This window comes from Ruegeria sp. CDSA079 (genome assembly GCF_059612245.1).
In genome coordinates, this window is sequence record NZ_JBXWQF010000029.1 from 1 (window position 1) to 17,162 (window position 17,162).

Consider the following 17,162-nt stretch of genomic DNA (forward strand, 5'->3'; position numbering starts at 1 on the left):
GTACGACAAGCGTCGTTACAAAAGACGGAACCGGATCGAGATCATGTTCGGCAGATTGAAGGACTGGCGACGTGTGGTAACCCGCTACGATAGATGCCCGAAAGTCTTCCTGTCAGCCATCGCACTCGCCGCACTGGTCATCTATTGGCTATGAGTCCTGAGCCTAGTCACTCAGTAGCGCACGAAGTGAGCGGAATGGCGGCAAAATGCCAAGAGAGAGAGCTACTGCAATTTCGCGCGGGACATTGCCCTGATGTCGCGACGATCAATGGTTGCCGACTCATCTAGGCGAGTGTTGGCAACTTAAGCGATGGCTTTGTGAAAGATTGGTAGCGCCGTGTTAAGCCCTAATTGACTTTTTGGAGCACTACATATTGTATGTTTCGTGCAACAAACCTCAAGGAAATTCCCTATGTTCCCTCTCTCTTCGATAGAACTTTGCGCCGGCGGAGGTGGGCAAGCATTGGGTCTCGAAAAGGCGGGTTTTGGTCATCATGCCTTGATCGATAACGATAAATGGGCACGAGAAACACTTAAGCTTAACCGACCTTCTTGGAATGTCTTGGAGGGTGAACAGTGTGATCTAACTAAGTTTGATGCTCGACCATTCAAGGGCGTTGATTTGGTGGCTGGCGGCGTTCCCTGCCCCCCCTTCTCGAAGGCCGGCAAACAGCTTGGCGCCGATGACGAACGAGACTTATTCCCACACGCGGTTCGAGTAATCGATGAGGTTAGGCCGAAAGCAGTCATGTTAGAAAATGTTCGCGGTTTTCTTGATGCAGTCTTTCACGACTACCGCAATGCATTGAAGTCCCAGCTAAAGAAGCTCGGATATTCGCGGGTCGAATGGCACCTTTATAACGCTTGCGATTTTGGCGTTTCTCAGCTTCGTCCACGGGTCGTAATTGTTGCTATTCACGAGGACTACGCGGGAAACTTTGAATGGCCCGTTGGTGATGCAACGACGCCCCCAACTGTTGGAGAGCTCCTTTATGAGATGATGGCTTCTAATGGATGGCGAGGAGCTGAGAAATGGCGTGACAATGCAGATGAGATCGCACCTACCATTGTTGGCGGTTCAAAGAAGCATGGCGGACCAGACCTAGGCCCAACGCGGGCCAAGCGAGCCTGGGAGGCTCTTGGAGTTAATGGTAAGACGATTGCAGAAGAAGCTCCCGAACGTGACTTCGTGGGATTACCTAGGCTGACGGTACAGATGGCGGCAAGGGTGCAGGGGTTTCCACCAGATTGGAAGTTTGCAGGGCGAAAGACAAATGCCTACCGACAAGTTGGAAATGCATTTCCACCTCCCGTTGCCGAAGCTGTTGCTCAGAATGTAAAATCGGCCATCATGGCAGCCCAGAAAGTCTATGCGGTCGCCTGATGGATGTTTGGTTAAAGCGGGCAAGAAAAAACTTTCATGCCGCCTGCCTTGCAGGGCCAATTTCCATTACCAATTCTGTCCCCAGTATTGCCGATGTTTCGAACAAAGCTAGCCGGGAAATCTCAAAAGCTCTTGTCTCCAAGATCGGCACTACTCAACAGAAGGCGGAAAAACCTGCTGGGCAAACCGCCGGGCACATGTTCGAAAGCGTATGCCAGAGCTTCCTCCAAGAGAGCATGGCTAAGCTCACTCACTTGCGCCCCGGTAAGTTCTCAGTAGAACGTGGGAAGGCTATCTCGCTGTTTGAGCAATACGTTCACTTGGACGAACTGCGCATACTTGCTGACGCTAGCAAGGAACTTAAGACGCACCTTGGTACTGATTACTTAATTAAGCCAGATGTCGTCGTCATACGTGAGCCAGAGACAGACGAAAGTATCAATGCTGAACACCCACTGGTGGACGCAAGCATTGCTCGGCAGACATCGATCCGCCAAGCTAACGGGGCACACGCAACCTTGCACGCGTCAGTCAGTTGCAAATTGACGATCCGCTCTGACAGAGTTCAGAATACACGTTCCGAGGCACTTAATCTGGTCCGTAACAGAAAGGGACGCCTACCCCACATTGCCGCAATTACAGCTGAGCCGGTGCCGTCTAGAATTGCTGCTATTGCTCTCGGTACTGGTGACATTGATTGCGTATACCATTTTGCACTGACTGAGTTGGTGGAAGTACTTAGAGAACAAGAACGAGAAACCCTCGAACTGGTAGAGACAATGATAGATGGGAAGCGCCTCAGAGACATATCCGATTTGGCCCTCGATCTGGTGCTATAGCCCCGCCTCTATCGTGATACACGAATGACACCGCTCCTGGACGGATGCAAAATTCAAATCATATCTAACTATCTTCACGCGTTGGTATCGGGTTGATTCACTTCCGCGTCTCTTTGGCGCGAAAATTGAGTCGCGACGACACCCAACGATCCAATTGCCGACTATCCTTAGATTCTGCGGCAGGTGGACAAAAAGGGGGATACGCGAATCCGAAATCCATTTATATTACTGATTTATATAAAATTTTTCGGTTAATATGGTGCCCCCACACGGACTCGAACCGCGGACCTACTGATTACAAATCAGTTGCTCTACCAGCTGAGCTATAGGGGCACAAGCAGTCGATTACTTCCTCTGGCGGAGGACTGCAAGCCTCATTTTTGGCTCGAACTAGGGTATTGTCCGTTTTCCCGAGAACGTGCAAAAACCAAACAGGAAAAAAACCGCATACGTCTGGCAAACCGATGGTACATGCGAAGCTGGACACAACAGCGGGGGTAAGGAAGACGACATGCAGGTGATTATTCATGCTGGCGCTGCCTTTACTGATGAAGGGCGCATATTGTCCTCACTTGCGGCAAACAGACGACTGCTGGACGGGATGAACACTGCATCCATGGGGCCGCGGCTATCCCGGCAATTCGTCAATATCATGTCGGATGCGCTGAGCCAGGGCACCACAGTTGATGAAACCCGAAACAGTTTGGCCCCCCTTTTTCCCGAGGACACAAACCTGGAGCGTGTGATTCTGTCGAGCGACAAGTTCTTTGGCCCCCGACGGACCACGCTGCAACATGGTCAGATCTATCCCTTTGCCGGAAAACGGGCAGCTTTCACCGGGACTCTTCTGGAAGGGGCACAACTTGAGTTGTTTGTTGGGTTGGTAAATCCGGGCATTTTCATTCCCAATGTTCTGATGTCCATTCATGAAGACCATCGCAGGGATATTCTGGCCAGCACCGATCTCAGTTGTCTAAGTTGGCTCAGCATGATCGAAGACCTGCGTGAGCTTGCACCCCAGATCCAGTTGACCGTGTGGGAAAACGAAAACCTGCCGCTGATCTGGGGTGACATCATTCGAGCCAAGACCGGGCTACCCGAGGAGACCCCTCTGCCCGATGAGTTTTCCTTCTTGTCTTCGCTTTTGACCGATGCCGGACAAGGGCACGTGCTGGAGATCGTACAGCGCGGCAAACCTGCGGATATCCAAAGCCAACGCGAAGAACTGGCACAGGTCCTGGATCAGCACGCGCAGCCGGATCAGGTTGAAGAAGAGTTGGGTTTGCCGGGTTGGAGCGCTGAAATATTCGAAGCGTTTTCAGAGCTTTACGCGCAAGACATGGCCGCGATTCGGGCAATGCCGGACGTTCGCGTACTTTAAGCTTCGGTTGTGTCTTTCCGCCTCAAAATGAGAGCCCCGCCACATATTCGTCAAATCGCCACCTCTCTCGTCATAACGTCAGACTTTTCGTTCATTTCGTCAAATTTCACCCTGCCACTCGAACAGCTCTCGGCCCATCGTTGGGCGAGGCAAAAATTGGGAGGCAAATACAGGTATGTCCTGGAATGTGTGTATCGTAGGCGCAGGCAAGATCGGTCAGATGATCGCGACCTTGCTGAAAGCATCGCCAAATTACACCGTGTCGGTTGCGGATCACGATCTGAAATCACTGTCAGAAATTGCAAAAATGGGCATTTCTACAAAACAGATCGATGCCAGTGACGCGCGAAAATTGGCAGAAAACCTGAACGGGTTCGACGCGGTCATTTCGGCGGCACCGTTCTTTCTCACACCAAAAATTGCCGAAGCTGCCAAGACAGCAGGCGCGCATTACTTTGACCTGACCGAGGATGTGGCCGCCACCAACGCCGTGCGTGCCTTGGCTGAAGACAGTCAGACAGCCTTTATGCCGCAATGCGGGCTGGCGCCGGGTTTTGTGGGTATCGCGGGCGCATCACTGGCCGCCGAGTTTGATGAGATCGACAGCCTTCATATGCGGGTGGGCGCGCTGCCGCTCTATCCGACCAACGCGTTGAAATACAACCTGACCTGGTCAACCGACGGGCTGATCAACGAGTATTGCAACCCCTGCGATGCCATCGTGAACGGCCAATTGGTCAAGACCGTGCCGCTAGAGGATTACGAGGTCCTGGGACATGACGGCGTGGAATACGAATGCTTCAACACCTCGGGCGGGCTGGGCACATTGCCTGAAACGCTGGAAGGTAAGGCGCGGGCGGTCTCTTATCGCTCGATCCGCTATCCGGGTCATTGTGAAATTCTGAAACTGCTGCTGCACGATCTGGGACTGGAACGTCGCCGTGATCTGCTGAAGGAGATTTTCGAATCCGCCCTGCCCCGTACCGATCAGGATGTGGTTCTGGTCTACTGCACCGCCAAGGGCATGATCGACGGCGCGCTGCGTGAAAAATCGCTGATCAACAAGAGTTTTGCCCGTGACATCAACGGCCAGACCTGGAGTGCGATTCAGATCACGACAGCGGCGGGGGTTCTGGGTGTCGTTGACCTGATGCGCACTGGCACACTGCCCTCGAAAGGCTTTGTCCGGCAGGAGCAGGTGAAGCTTGTTGATTTCCTGAACACCGAATTTGGCGCGCTCTATCGCGCCGGTGACGTTACACTTCAAAACAAGGCAGCCTGAGACATGAAAGATGTTGCAATGAATGCAGAAACCACACTTTCGAAACTGGACCTGACTGCGGCTGAATTGACCGGCGGCACCTTGCAGGTGACGTCTCCGATCGATGGCCGCGTTTTGGCCAGTGTGCACGAGACACCTGCCTCTGAGATGGACGTCATCATCGCCCGGTCGCAAGCGGCGTTTAAAGCCTGGCGCGTGGTGCCTGCACCTCAGCGGGGTGAATTGATCCGTCTGTTAGGAGAGGAACTGCGCGCAGCCAAAGACGATCTAGGCGCGCTTGTCAGCTGGGAGGCTGGCAAGATCACGTCCGAGGGTTTGGGTGAAGTACAGGAGATGATCGATATCTGCGACTTTGCCGTTGGCCTGTCACGGCAGCTTTACGGCCTGACCATCGCGTCTGAGCGTCCGGGCCACCGGATGATGGAAACCTGGCACCCGGCCGGGCCGGTCGGTGTAATCTCGGCCTTCAACTTCCCGGTCGCAGTCTGGTCATGGAACGCAGCGCTGGCGATTGTCTGCGGCGATCCGGTGATCTGGAAACCGTCCGAAAAGACACCGCTGACCGCGATGGCGTGTCAGAAGATCTTTGAACGCGCTCTGGCCCGCTTCGGCGACGCGCCTGACGGTCTGTTGCAGACCGTGATCGGTGATGCGGCTTTGGGCGAGGCTCTGGTCTCAAGCGAAGATGTACCCGTGATCTCGGCTACCGGTTCGACGCGCATGGGGCGAGCGGTGGCACCCATCGTGGCGGCCCGCTTTGGCAAATGCATTCTGGAACTGGGCGGCAATAACGCAATGATCGTTGGCCCCTCGGCAGATCTGGAAATGGCTGTGCGCGCAATTGTGTTCTCGGCCGTTGGCACCGCAGGCCAGCGTTGTACATCCTTGCGTCGCCTGATCGTTCACAACTCCATCAAGGACGAACTGGTGGCCCGCCTCAAGAAAGCCTATTCCGGTTTGCCCATCGGTGATCCGATGGCCGAAGGCACGCTGGTCGGACCTTTGGTGGATGAAGCCTCGGGCGCAGCCATGACAGCGGCGCTGAAGGCGGCAGAGGCCGAAGGAGGCAAGGTGTTCGGTGGCAACCGTGTGACCGAAGGTGTCCCCGGCGGCGTCTATATGGCACCTGCCATTGTCGAGATGCCCGGGCAATCTGATACGGTCAAAACCGAGACATTTGCGCCAATCCTCTATGTCATGGGCTATGAAGATTTCAACGAAGCCATCGCGCTGCAAAACGACGTGCCGCAAGGGCTGTCTTCTTGCGTGTTCACCCTGAACATGCGCGAGGCCGAGCAGTTCCTGACTGCGGCCGGGTCGGATTGCGGCATCGCCAACGTCAATATCGGGCCTTCGGGGGCCGAGATTGGCGGGGCATTCGGCGGTGAAAAGGAAACCGGCGGCGGGCGTGAAAGCGGCTCGGACGCTTGGAAGGCCTACATGCGCCGGCAGACAAACACCGTGAACTACTCAGCGGAATTGCCGCTGGCGCAGGGTGTGAAGTTCGACATCTAAGGCCCGCGCTGTTCGTGAACGAACGGCCTTTGAAATCAACACAACGTGGCCGCATCGGGAAGGCAAACCCGGTGCGGCCTTTATGATCCTTTTAGCTACCCACCGATCGCCGTTGCTTTGACTGTTTGATCAACCAGTCCGAAAAGACCTGAACCGCTTCATTTTTCTGCCCGGTTGGAAAAGCGACGTAATAGGCGCTGCCCGACACGTTCGCGACCTGACCAATTTCGACAAGCGCGCCCGAGGTCAACTCGGCCTCGATCAGATAAGACGGCAGGATTGCAGCCCCCAACCCGGCCACGGCCCCTTCAATCAGCATCGAAAACTGATCAAAGCGCATACCCGGAAAGACAGCACGCGCACCCAACCCCAGACTGGCATGATAGTCCGACCACTGCTCGGACCGAGAGGTGAGATGCAACAGCGGCAGATCGAACACATCTCGTTTCTCACCAAGCCCCGCGCTGCCCAACAGCGCAGGCGCAGCGGTGACCACCAGATGTTCCGGGAACAGCTTGCGCAGCCGGGCACCTGGCCAGTCGTCATGGCCGAAGTGAATGGCAACGTCCACGCGTCTTTCTTCAAGGCTGAACGGCGTCGTGTAGGAATGTAGATCCAGTTCGATCCCCGGGTGCAATGCTTTGAAATCGGCGAGGCGTGGCACCAGCCACCGCGTCGCAAAGGTAGGTAGCACAGCCATCGTCAGCAGTGTTGCACCATCCCCGGCGGCAATGGCGCGGTTGATCGTGCCACTAAGTCGTTCCAGATCGCCGGCCAGTTCCACCCGCAACGCGCGTCCTGCTTTGGAAAGTCGAACCGCGCGCCCGACCCGCCGAAACAACGTGACGCCAATCGCCGCCTCCAACTCGCGCACCTGACGGCTGACAGCGCCTTGCGTGACGCCCAGTTCTTCCGCCGCCATAGTATAGCTTTCGTGACGTGCGGCGGCTTCAAAACTGCGCATCAGGGCAAGAGACGGAAGAGCGTTGATCCGGGGCATAAAATCCATGAGCTTTAGTCACAGAAAAGATACCTATTAAGGTGTTTTTCTCAAGTAAAATTCACACTAGTTTCAAGCTGAACTTCAAAGGAAGTGCCATGCTGTTCCAACGCGCTGACCGGTTAAACGGTATCGAACTCTCCGAAATCGTGCAGATTTCCGAGGCTGCTGCCCGCCTGCGCACGGAAGGTCGCGATATTGTGGCGCTGTCAACGGGTGAGCCGGATCTGCCCACGCCGCCCCACGTGGTCGAGGCGGCCCATGCAGCGGCGCAGGAAGGCAAGACAAAATACCCACCAACCGCAGGTGTGCCTGATCTGCGCACCGAGATCGCTCGTCAGGCAGGGGTCGAGATGGCGCAAGTCATCGTGTCGACCGGCGCAAAACAGGTAATCGCAAACGCAATGTTGGCCAGCCTGAACCCAGGTGACGAAGTCATCATGCCTGCGCCCTATTGGACCAGCTATTCAGATATTGTCCGCATGGCAGGCGGTATACCAGTTGTTCTGCCCTGCCCGATGGAGCAAGGTTTCAAGCTGCGGCCCGATCAGCTTGAGGCAGCAATCACACCCCGCACCCGCTGGCTGATGCTCAACACGCCGTCGAACCCGTCCGGGGCAATCTACACGCAGGATGAAATCACCGCCTTGAACGCCGTATTGGCACAGCATCCGCATGTCTGGGTTCTGGCAGATGAAATCTACCAGCACCTCAGCTTCGTCCCCTTCGTTTCCGTAGCCGATGCCGCACCAGGGCTTGCCGAGCGTATGTTGATCGTCAATGGCGTGGCAAAAGCCTGGTCCATGACCGGCTGGCGCATCGGTTGGGGGATCGGGCCTGCCGAACTGATCAAGGCAATGGTTGCCGTGCAAGGTCAGATGACTTCGGGTGCGTGTTCGATTTCGCAATGGGCGTCACTGGCCGCCATTACATGCGACCCAACCCTGCTGGCAGAACGCTGCGACCTCTTCGCCCAACGCCGTGATCTGGTGGTTGCTGGACTGAACGCGGTTCCCGGCCTGCGGTGTGACGCGCCTGACGGGGCCTTCTATGCTTTCCCCACTTGCGCGGAATTGCTTGCAGATAACGGCGGACCCTTCAAAAATGACGCTGACTTCTGTGCCTGGGTGCTGGAAGATGCCGGTGTCGCTGTTGTACCCGGTCGCGCCTTTGGTTTGCCCGGACATTTCCGCCTAAGCTTTGCCTACGCACAAGATACAATTGCAGCTGGTCTTGCACGCCTTAAATCGGCTGTAGAAAGGAAACTCTCATGAAACCACAATCCCGTCCGCAGCTTGGCCCTTTCACCTGGGAAGACCCGTTCCTGCTGGAAGATCAACTGGCCGAAGACGAGCGCATGGTGCGCGATTCTGCGCGTGCTTATGCGCAGGACAAACTGCTGCCCCGCGTGACCGAAGCCTTTGCCAAGGAAGAAACCGATCCCAATATCTTCCGCGAAATGGGTGAGATGGGCCTGCTGGGCACCACTATCCCCGAAGAGTTCGGCGGCATAGGATCCAGCTATGTGACTTATGGCCTTGTGGCGCGTGAAGTTGAGCGTGTCGACAGCGGCTACCGCTCGATGATGTCCGTGCAGTCCAGCCTTGTGATGTATCCGATCTATGCCTACGGCACCGACGAACAGCGCCAGAAATACCTGCCGAAACTGGCCAGTGGCGAGTTTATCGGTTGTTTTGGCCTGACCGAACCCGACGCGGGCTCGGACCCCGGCGGGATGAAGACCGTCGCCAAAAAGACCGAAGGCGGGTATGTGCTGAACGGCTCGAAAATGTGGATCTCGAACGCGCCGATCGCGGATGTGTTTGTGGTCTGGGCAAAATCCGAAGCGCATGACGGCAAGATCAAGGGCTTTGTTCTGGACAAGGGCATGGCGGGACTGTCCGCGCCCAAGATCGAAGGCAAACTGTCCCTGCGCGCCTCGATCACCGGTGAGATCGTTATGAACAATGTCGAGGTCTCGGAAGACGCGCTGTTGCCCAATGTCGAGGGTCTCAAAGGCCCGTTCGGCTGCCTGAACCGCGCACGTTACGGTATTGCCTGGGGCACCATGGGTGCGGCCGAAGCCTGCTGGCACGCGGCCCATCAATACGGGATGGATCGCAAGCAATTTGGGCGGCCTCTGGCGCAGACCCAGCTGTTCCAGTTGAAACTTGCCAACATGCAGACCGAGATCGCCCTTGGCCTGCAGGCCGCCCTGCGTGTGGGTCGCCTGATGGACGAAGCCCGCGCCGCCCCCGAGATGATCAGCCTGATCAAACGCAACAATTGCGGCAAGGCACTTGAGATCGCGCGCCACGCCCGTGACATGCATGGCGGCAACGGCATCAGTCAGGACTTCCACGTCATCCGGCACATGGTGAATCTGGAAACGGTGAACACCTATGAAGGCACCCACGACGTGCACGCGCTGATTTTGGGGCGCGCGCAAACGGGCCTGCAAGCCTTCGCCTAAGGACAATCAACATGGATCGCGCAGCCATTGTGCACGAAAACTTCCTGCGTCGCTTGGCGGCGCGGGATTTCCCAGCGGGTCAGGCCCCAGCTGGTCCTCTGACCCAGACCGAAGCCGTAGGACTGTATCGCGCACAATGCCTTAGCCGCGCGTTGGATCGGCAAAGCCGCGCGATGCAGAAAGCCGGTCAGGGGTTTTACACCATCGGATCTTCCGGGCACGAAGGCATGGCGGCTGTTGCAGCCGCTCTGCGTCCGACCGATCCGGCCTTTCTGCACTATCGCGATGCTGCCTTTCAGATCGCCCGCTCCAATCAGGTGCCGGGACAGAGCCCGACCTGGGACATTCTGTTGTCCTTCGCCTCATCCTCAGAAGACCCGATCAGTGGCGGACGGCACAAGGTTCTGGGGTCCAAAACGCTGTGCATTCCGCCGCAGACTTCGACCATTGCAAGTCACCTGCCCAAGGCAGTGGGCGCGGCCTATGCCATTGGTGCGGCCCGCCGCCGCCGGCCTGAACATGCTGATATGCCGGACGATGCGATTGTCTATTGTTCCTTCGGCGATGCCTCGGCCAACCACTCTACCGCGCAAGGGGCGTTCAACACAGCGCAATGGACGTCTTACCAATCAGTGCCTCTGCCACTTTTGTTCTGTTGTGAAGACAACGGCATCGGCATCTCGACCAAAACTCCGCAAGGCTGGATCGCAGCGACCTTCGAGAACCGGCCGGGGCTGAAATACTTCAGCTGCAACGGGCTTGATCTGTTCGACACGTTCCGTGTGACGCAAGAGGCCGCAGACTATGCGCGCCGCCGCCGCAAACCCGCCTTCCTGCATGTGCGCACCGTGCGTCTGTACGGTCATGCCGGGGCCGATATGCCAACAACGTATCTGCCAAAATCCGAGGTTGAGGCAGAAGAGGCCAACGATCCTTTGCTGCATTCGGTCCGCCTGTTGGAGCAATCTGGCGCGATGCAACCCGAGGACGCCCTGCGTGTCTATACCGACACCTGTGCCCGCGTCGCCCGCGTGGCTGACAAAGCCGTAACCCGCCCACGCCTGAAAACGGCAAGCGACGTGATGGCAAGTCTAGTCCCACCCACGCGCCACTGTGCGCCGACCAACGGTCCTGCCCCCGAGCAAAGGGCCGAGGTCTTCGGTGGCGATCTCAAGGCGCAGTCCGAGCCTCAGATCATGTCACGCCTGATCAACTGGACCCTGACCGACCTGATGCTGGAACACGATGAGATCATAATGATGGGCGAAGATGTTGGACGCAAAGGCGGTGTCTATGGTGTGACACAAAAATTGCAGGCCCGCTTTGGCCCCGACCGGATGATCGACACGCTTCTGGATGAACAGTCGATCCTTGGCCTGGCAATCGGCATGGCACAAAACGGGTTCATTCCCATACCTGAAATCCAGTTTCTGGCCTATCTGCACAACGCCGAAGATCAGTTGCGCGGCGAGGCGGCCACCCTGCCCTTCTTCTCAAACGGTCAGTACACAAACCCGATGGTCTTACGCATTGCCGGGTTGGGGTATCAGAAAGGGTTCGGTGGGCATTTCCATAACGATAATTCGGTCGCAGTTCTTCGCGACATTCCGGGCCTGATCCTGGCTTGCCCGTCGAACGGCGCGGATGCCGCGCGGATGCTGCGTGAATGCGTGCGGCTTGCGCGCGAGGAGCAACGGCTTGTCGTGTTCCTGGAACCCATCGCGCTCTACCCAATGCGCGATTTACACGAGGGGGGCGATGGCGGCTGGATGCAGACCTACCCCGACCCGTCCGAACGCATCGGGTTCGGAGAGGTCGGCGTGGAGGGCGACGGAGATGATCTGGCCATCGTAACCTTCGGTAATGGTGTCTATCTCAGCCACCAGGCACAAAAGGCGTTGCAGACGGATGGAATCAAATCCCGGATCGTCGATCTGCGGTGGCTGTCACCCCTGCCGAAGGATGCCTTGACCCATGCGATAGCCGGGGCCAAACGTATCCTGATCGTTGACGAAACGCGCCACCATGGCGGTGTGGCCGAGGCGCTGATGGCGCATTTCCATGAATCCGCAAATGTACCACTGGCCCGTGTCACCGCCGAAGACAGCTTCATCGCAACCGGCCCGGCCTATGCCGCCACAATGCCGTCAAAGGACAGCATCGAGACCGCGGCGCGGCGCCTGATGGAGACCGAGGTATGAGCCACGAAAAACAGACCGCCGTTGTTATCTGCCCCGGTCGCGGCACGTATAACAAACCCGAACTTGGTGTGCTGGGGCGTCACTTCTCAGACAAGGCGCTGCTGGCCCACTTCGACCAGATGCGCAGCGCACAGGGCCAGGAAACTCTGACTGCGCTGGACGGCGCGACGCGGTATTCGGTTGCAAAACATACGCGCGGCGATAATGCCTCGGCCCTGATCTATGCAGCTACGCTAGGCGATTTCCGCGCCATCGACCCTGACAAGATCGACGTGGTGGCGATGACAGGCAACTCGATGGGCTGGTATTCGGCCCTGGCCTGCGCTGGCGCGTTGACCGCCGAAAGTGGGTTCGAGGTGGTCAACACCATGGGCACGCTGATGCAGGACAACATGATCGGTGGGCAACTTGTTTATCCATTCCTGAACGCGGATTGGCATCCGGATCCAGTCCGCAAGGCCGAGCTTTTGGCTCTGGTCGATCAGATCAGCGGAACGGATGCAACGCTGACCCTGTCGATTGATCTGGGTGGAATGCTGGTGTTGGCAGGGGATGAAGCCGGGCTGGCTGCGTTCGAAAAAGCCGTGCCAGTTGTGCAGGATCGCTTTCCCTTGCGCCTGGCCAATCACGCGGGCTTTCATTCAAACCTTCAAGCCCCCGTGGCCGCGCAGGGCCGCACGCGACTGGGCGTAGACCTTTTCCGACAGCCCGATCTTCCGATGATCGACGGCCGTGGCCAGATTTGGTGGCCTGGGGCTTGTGACGCGCACGCGCTGTGGGATTATACGCTGGGTCATCAGGTCACAGAAACCTACGACTTCACCCAAGCGGTTGCGCAGGCCGCACGAGAGTTCGCGCCAGACCTGTTCATCGTCACCGGCCCGGGCACCACGCTGGGCGGGGCTGTGGCACAATCCCTGATCCTCAGCAACTGGGATGGGCTGTGCGACAAGACTGCCTTCCAGAACAATCAGCGCGAAGCACCTTTTCTGGTTTCAATGGGGATGGACGATCAAAGGACACTGGTCACCTAGCCTGACGCCTCACCTTGAAGGCGCCAATGGCTGAGAGGTTGCGCTGGTTAGAGGCTGACAAGTTTGTGCTGACCGTCAGAGCCCAGGAAACTCGTTTGACCAGCCCCAAACGCCGCCTGAAAGGCTTTGTCCGTCTTGGCCCATTCCAGCAACGCTTTGGCCTCTTTCAGTGCGTCCGGTCCTGTCGGGGCAGCAGCGATGGCCGCAAGTATCTGCCGCAATTTTGAGCTTTTGTCTGCCACGCTCGCCCCGACCTCAAGCACAAGACCCACAACCGGAGGTGGGGTATACACATAATCCGCATCGGATTGCGCCGCTATACGGGCTTGTAAGGCCGGAACGATGTCGACCGTGTCATGGACATAAGTCCAACTGGTAGACAGCCCCTCGATCATGGGATTGTCAGTCCCGGCCAGCATCGTGATCGGCGTGGTTTTGTAGATCACGATCGGTTTGCCAGCCGCATAAGCGATAGAGGATTCAACAAGACTGCCCCCGTCAGGCACGCGCCCATCCATGTTGAAAACGAGACATGTGCACCGACCGATCAACTGATAGATATCCAGCGAATAAGTGACTTTGCGCACAATCGAGAGCGCGATTTGCCCTTCCTGCGATGAAATCTGGGGATCAAGAAGCAACGCCATCAACTTGCCCACTTCAAGCCCGTCTCGCTGCGGCAGATAAGTTGTGAACCCCCCGGCCTCAAGCACAGCGGCAATGTTCTGCTGCTCCCAAAGATCCCCGACGCTGAACATCGGCCCCGAGCAATACACGATCTGTTCTGACATTTGAAAAAGCTCCACAAATTGAGTTTATGAATTAACAGAAGTGAGGACGCGGGATGCCTTTTGCGCATCCGGAGTATCCGTCCCTGGTTCCAGCGTCTTAAGAACGGTCGCCAACCGATTTCTCGTGGTCCGATCTTCGGACCCAAGCACGTCGTCCAGTGTCAACAACGCGCGAAGCTCTAACGAGCTGGCATGATTGTCGCGCGCCAGGTCCACGGCTTCGGAAACGCTTTCGACTGCTGCTGTGCGGTCGCCCATCGTCGCCTGAACCACTCCTAAAAGGCGTTTCAGTTCCGCATCCCAGAAATGCTGACCCAACATCGCCGACATCTGACCGCCCGTTTTCAGTACCCCCAACGCAATTTCGGGGTTGCCCTGATCCGCCTGCGCGCTGGCCATAATGGAAAAGCCCAGCCCAACGGCAGATTGGCTGCCACTGCCTGACAGGATACCAAGCCCTGCTTCGATGTCTTGCAGGCGTTTTGCGGGCGGATCGACCTTCTGACCGGCGCGCAGCAGCAGGCACAACCCTTGCCAGAAAGGTATCCCGAGGTTGGCGCAGAACATCACGGTTTCATCTGCGACCTCGTAAGCAAGTTCCTCATCCCCACGGTAATGATGGATGAGCGCCAGATAAGACCGAGCGGCGGCCAGGCTAAGGGCGGATTCGAGCCCCTCGGCAAGGGCAACTCCCTGGCACGCGCGTCTGAGACCGGTCTGCGCGGCCCCCAACCACCAATGCGACGCCGCAGCAGCCCCATAGGCCACGACCCCCTGATCGGTTCCGACACCATAAGTCACATTTGCAAAATCATCGGGTTGATACAGCGACACCGCCGTTTCTGCGTGGTCGAGCGCATCTTGCACATCGCCGATCTGAAACTTCGCATTCGCAAGCGACGAATGAGCCCGAAGCAGCCCAATGCGGTGATTGGCGGGTTCTGACCACGACAAAATCTGAAGCGCAAACTCACAGGCTTTGCCGCAATCGCCCTTCCCAATCCAATATGCAGCCAATCCATTAAGCGCCGAGGACCGCTCGTCATAATCGTTCAGCGTTTCCGCAATGCTCAGGGCGCGCTCCCACACCGGAACGATTTCATCTGACCCAAACCCGCGCACTCCCATCAACGCGTTACCCAGCAATATCTGCAGTGACAGCTCAGAGATGTTCCGTTCGGGCGTTTCCGGCGCGCCTTCCAATGCCTCAAGCGCGCGTCTGTAGAGTGTCGTGGCATCCTCGACCGCAGCCTGTTTCGCGGCACTCCGACCCGCTTTTTTGAACCATTCCGCAGCTGGGCTGAATTGCTCGGACTCAAGCAGGTGGTGGGCCACCACAGACGGGTTCATGGCCCCCTGTCGGCTGAACTGGGTCATTAATTGATCCGCTGTCGCTGCGTGAAGGGTCTTTCGTCTTTGACGTAGCAACGTGCCATAAGCTCCATCTCGGGTCAGGGCGTGGCGAAAGAAATAATTGCTTGGTTGCCTCTCATGCTGCCGGATCAGATCGGCACCCAACAACTGATCAAGCGCCGCCTCCAATCCGTCGGCGTCCAGTTCCGAGACTGCTGCAAGAAGCGCCTGGTCAAACGCCTGCCCCAAAACGGAAGCCACCTGAGCGGTGCCTTTGGCATTTCCCGGCAGGCCGTCAAGCTGTTGCATGACCAGGCCGTCAAGCGACGTCGGAATCAGGGAATGATGCCCGGCCTCATCGCGCAGCGCCTGGCGCGTCAGCTCCTCCAGAAACAGCGGCACACCCTGCGCACGGTCGATCAATTGCTCTACATCCCCAGTGCTGAGACGCTGCGTGTCATCGATCGTCCGAATGAGCTGTTGCGCATCCGTTTCGGCCAGGGACGGCAGTTCAATCGTGTGGCCAATAAGCTTCTTTCCGATACCGTCATTGGCGTTTCGCGAGGTAACAAGACACAGGAACCTTGCGGGAGTGTCCCGTTCCAACATCAGGTTCAGCAAGTCAATCGTCGTCGCATCGCTCCAATGCAGGTCTTCACACACCAGCACAACGGGACGTTGAGTGGACAGAAACTCGATCCAATGTACCAGAGTTTCCAATGTCTTCTTACGCAGGCTTTCGGGGCTTTCGCTCCCCAGAACCGAGGTTTCGGCTGCCCGAATCCCCAGAAGGTTGGCGATGACCGGAAACGCATCCGCGGGCCTGTCTTCCCAGGTGGCCAAACCGTCTTTCAAACGGGTCGCGGCGTCTTCGGTTTCCTGCGGGTCCGCAATTCCAAGACTTTTCCGTGCCAGTTCGATGAATGGATGCAAGGCAGCACCTGTTTGAAGCACGTCGCACCTGGCCTCAAGCCACGTATGGGGCGTTTCGGCCAAGCTTGCCTGAAACCTGTCGACCAAAGTACTTTTGCCCAAGCCCGGTTCAGCAAAAATGCAAACGCCCGACCTCTTCCCATCCAGAACAGACTCAAATTCTGACTTCAGCCTAGCCAGCTCCTCGTCACGGCCAACCAGGGTGTGCACCGTCCGCAGCACTGGACGCTTCGCTGCTGCGGATTGGTGCAGGTGATGAAGGACAACTTTGTTCTCAATCCCCTTCAACTGAATCGGCGGCTGCGGTCGCGAAGCGAACTTTCCTTTCAGCAGATCCAACGCAGATTCACTGGTGAAGATCGTGCCCGGCGATGCCGCTGATTGAATGCGTGCAGCAACGTTAACTGTTTCCCCCAATAGGATATCGCCCAGACCGTCGCTGTTTTGCCCTACAATCACCGGTCCGGCATGGATACCTACGCGCGCCTGCAACGGCTCTTTCAGGTTGGGTTGCCCAATTTTTCCCAATCCTCCCAACAACTCGAAAGCCGCGCGTACAGCTCGCTCCGCATCGTTTTCCTGCGCCCGCGGGTATCCGAAATAGACCAGAAGCCCATCCCCCAGATAATTCGCTATCTTTCCACCAAATTTCTCGAAGGTCTGGCTTCCAAATTTCTGGAACGCCAGCATCAGGTTGGCGAAATCCTCGGATTCCATTTTTGTGCTCAACGCTGTCGAGCCGACAACATCAACAAATGCCAGGACAAGCCGCCGCCTCTCACCGCTGAGTCCAGAATCTTTTTGAGTACTGGCGGAGGTCTTCGCCATAAGGTCACCTGCGCGCAAAAAACGAGAAAACAGTTCAGTCAAAATCCATGTATTGTTCAAGCAAACACGCAAAGGTGTCACAAGGTCAAGTTTTGTGATAGATCAAAGGAATAGTCAGACCTCGTGCCGAAGTAGGAATTCGAGGCGT

At 57.0% G+C, this 17,162-nt stretch carries 13 protein-coding genes and 1 tRNA gene; 10 read left to right on the forward strand and 4 right to left on the reverse strand.

The window, feature by feature from the left end:
- The 3 genes from AC2FJZ_RS20355 to AC2FJZ_RS20365 all read left to right on the forward strand — a co-directional run.
- Positions 1 to 154: transposase (locus AC2FJZ_RS20355; protein WP_496779966.1), on the forward strand; the 154-nt coding region annotated here is incomplete at its 5' end.
- Positions 155 to 412: 258 nt separating this feature from the next.
- A complete protein-coding gene (locus AC2FJZ_RS20360) occupies positions 413 to 1,384 on the forward strand; it encodes a DNA cytosine methyltransferase (protein WP_496761347.1) in 972 nt (323 codons plus the stop codon).
- Entirely contained in the window at positions 1,384 to 2,223 is an 840-nt protein-coding gene (locus tag AC2FJZ_RS20365; protein WP_496761349.1) for an NgoMIV family type II restriction endonuclease, read from the forward strand. The genes AC2FJZ_RS20360 and AC2FJZ_RS20365 overlap by 1 nt, the downstream gene beginning before the upstream one ends.
- Positions 2,224 to 2,480: 257 nt before the next feature.
- On the opposite strand, the gene AC2FJZ_RS20370 is transcribed toward AC2FJZ_RS20365, so the two are convergent.
- Positions 2,481 to 2,556: transfer RNA gene (locus tag AC2FJZ_RS20370), tRNA-Thr, on the reverse strand.
- Positions 2,557 to 2,734: 178 nt separating this feature from the next.
- Between AC2FJZ_RS20370 and AC2FJZ_RS20375 the strand changes: the two genes are divergently transcribed.
- From AC2FJZ_RS20375 to amaB, 3 genes are all read left to right on the forward strand, one after another.
- Positions 2,735 to 3,604: a hypothetical protein gene (locus AC2FJZ_RS20375; protein ID WP_496779927.1), complete on the forward strand. Its 870-nt coding sequence runs from the start codon at positions 2,735 to 2,737 to the stop codon at positions 3,602 to 3,604.
- 175 nt (positions 3,605 to 3,779) lie between these two features.
- Positions 3,780 to 4,886: a saccharopine dehydrogenase family protein gene (locus tag AC2FJZ_RS20380; protein WP_496779929.1), complete on the forward strand. Its 1,107-nt coding sequence runs from the start codon at positions 3,780 to 3,782 to the stop codon at positions 4,884 to 4,886.
- 18 nt (positions 4,887 to 4,904) lie between these two features.
- Entirely contained in the window at positions 4,905 to 6,401 is a 1,497-nt protein-coding gene (gene amaB, locus AC2FJZ_RS20385; RefSeq protein ID WP_496779968.1) for an L-piperidine-6-carboxylate dehydrogenase, read from the forward strand.
- Positions 6,402 to 6,492: 91 nt separating this feature from the next.
- Here amaB and AC2FJZ_RS20390 read toward each other — a convergent pair whose 3' ends face one another.
- Complete coding sequence (locus tag AC2FJZ_RS20390) at positions 6,493 to 7,410, reverse strand: LysR substrate-binding domain-containing protein (RefSeq protein ID WP_496779931.1); 918 nt, start codon at positions 7,408 to 7,410, stop codon at positions 6,493 to 6,495.
- 89 nt (positions 7,411 to 7,499) lie between these two features.
- On the opposite strand from AC2FJZ_RS20390, the gene AC2FJZ_RS20395 reads away from it, so the two are divergent.
- From AC2FJZ_RS20395 to AC2FJZ_RS20410, 4 genes are read left to right on the forward strand one after another with little or no spacing between them, the layout of a single operon-like run.
- Positions 7,500 to 8,675 carry a pyridoxal phosphate-dependent aminotransferase gene (locus AC2FJZ_RS20395; protein WP_496779933.1) on the forward strand — a complete coding sequence of 392 codons (1,176 nt, stop codon included), beginning with the start codon at positions 7,500 to 7,502 and terminating at the stop codon, positions 8,673 to 8,675.
- Positions 8,672 to 9,874, forward strand: a complete 1,203-nt coding sequence (locus tag AC2FJZ_RS20400; protein WP_496672171.1) for an acyl-CoA dehydrogenase — start codon at positions 8,672 to 8,674, stop codon at positions 9,872 to 9,874. Before AC2FJZ_RS20395 ends, AC2FJZ_RS20400 begins: the two co-directional genes overlap by 4 nt.
- An 11-nt stretch (positions 9,875 to 9,885) precedes the next feature.
- Complete coding sequence (locus AC2FJZ_RS20405; protein WP_496779935.1) at positions 9,886 to 12,075, forward strand: dehydrogenase E1 component subunit alpha/beta; 2,190 nt, start codon at positions 9,886 to 9,888, stop codon at positions 12,073 to 12,075.
- Complete coding sequence (locus tag AC2FJZ_RS20410) at positions 12,072 to 13,109, forward strand: ACP S-malonyltransferase (RefSeq protein ID WP_496779937.1); 1,038 nt, start codon at positions 12,072 to 12,074, stop codon at positions 13,107 to 13,109. Before AC2FJZ_RS20405 ends, AC2FJZ_RS20410 begins: the two co-directional genes overlap by 4 nt.
- A 47-nt stretch (positions 13,110 to 13,156) precedes the next feature.
- Here the strand turns inward: AC2FJZ_RS20410 and AC2FJZ_RS20415 are convergent, their stop codons facing one another.
- Positions 13,157 to 13,900 (reverse strand): nucleoside 2-deoxyribosyltransferase, encoded by a 744-nt coding sequence (locus AC2FJZ_RS20415; protein WP_496779939.1) that lies wholly within the window; start codon positions 13,898 to 13,900, stop codon positions 13,157 to 13,159.
- Between the two features lie 24 nt (positions 13,901 to 13,924).
- Entirely contained in the window at positions 13,925 to 17,014 is a 3,090-nt protein-coding gene (locus tag AC2FJZ_RS20420; RefSeq protein WP_496779941.1) for an ATP-binding protein, read from the reverse strand.
- Positions 17,015 to 17,162: the final 148 nt, after the last annotated feature.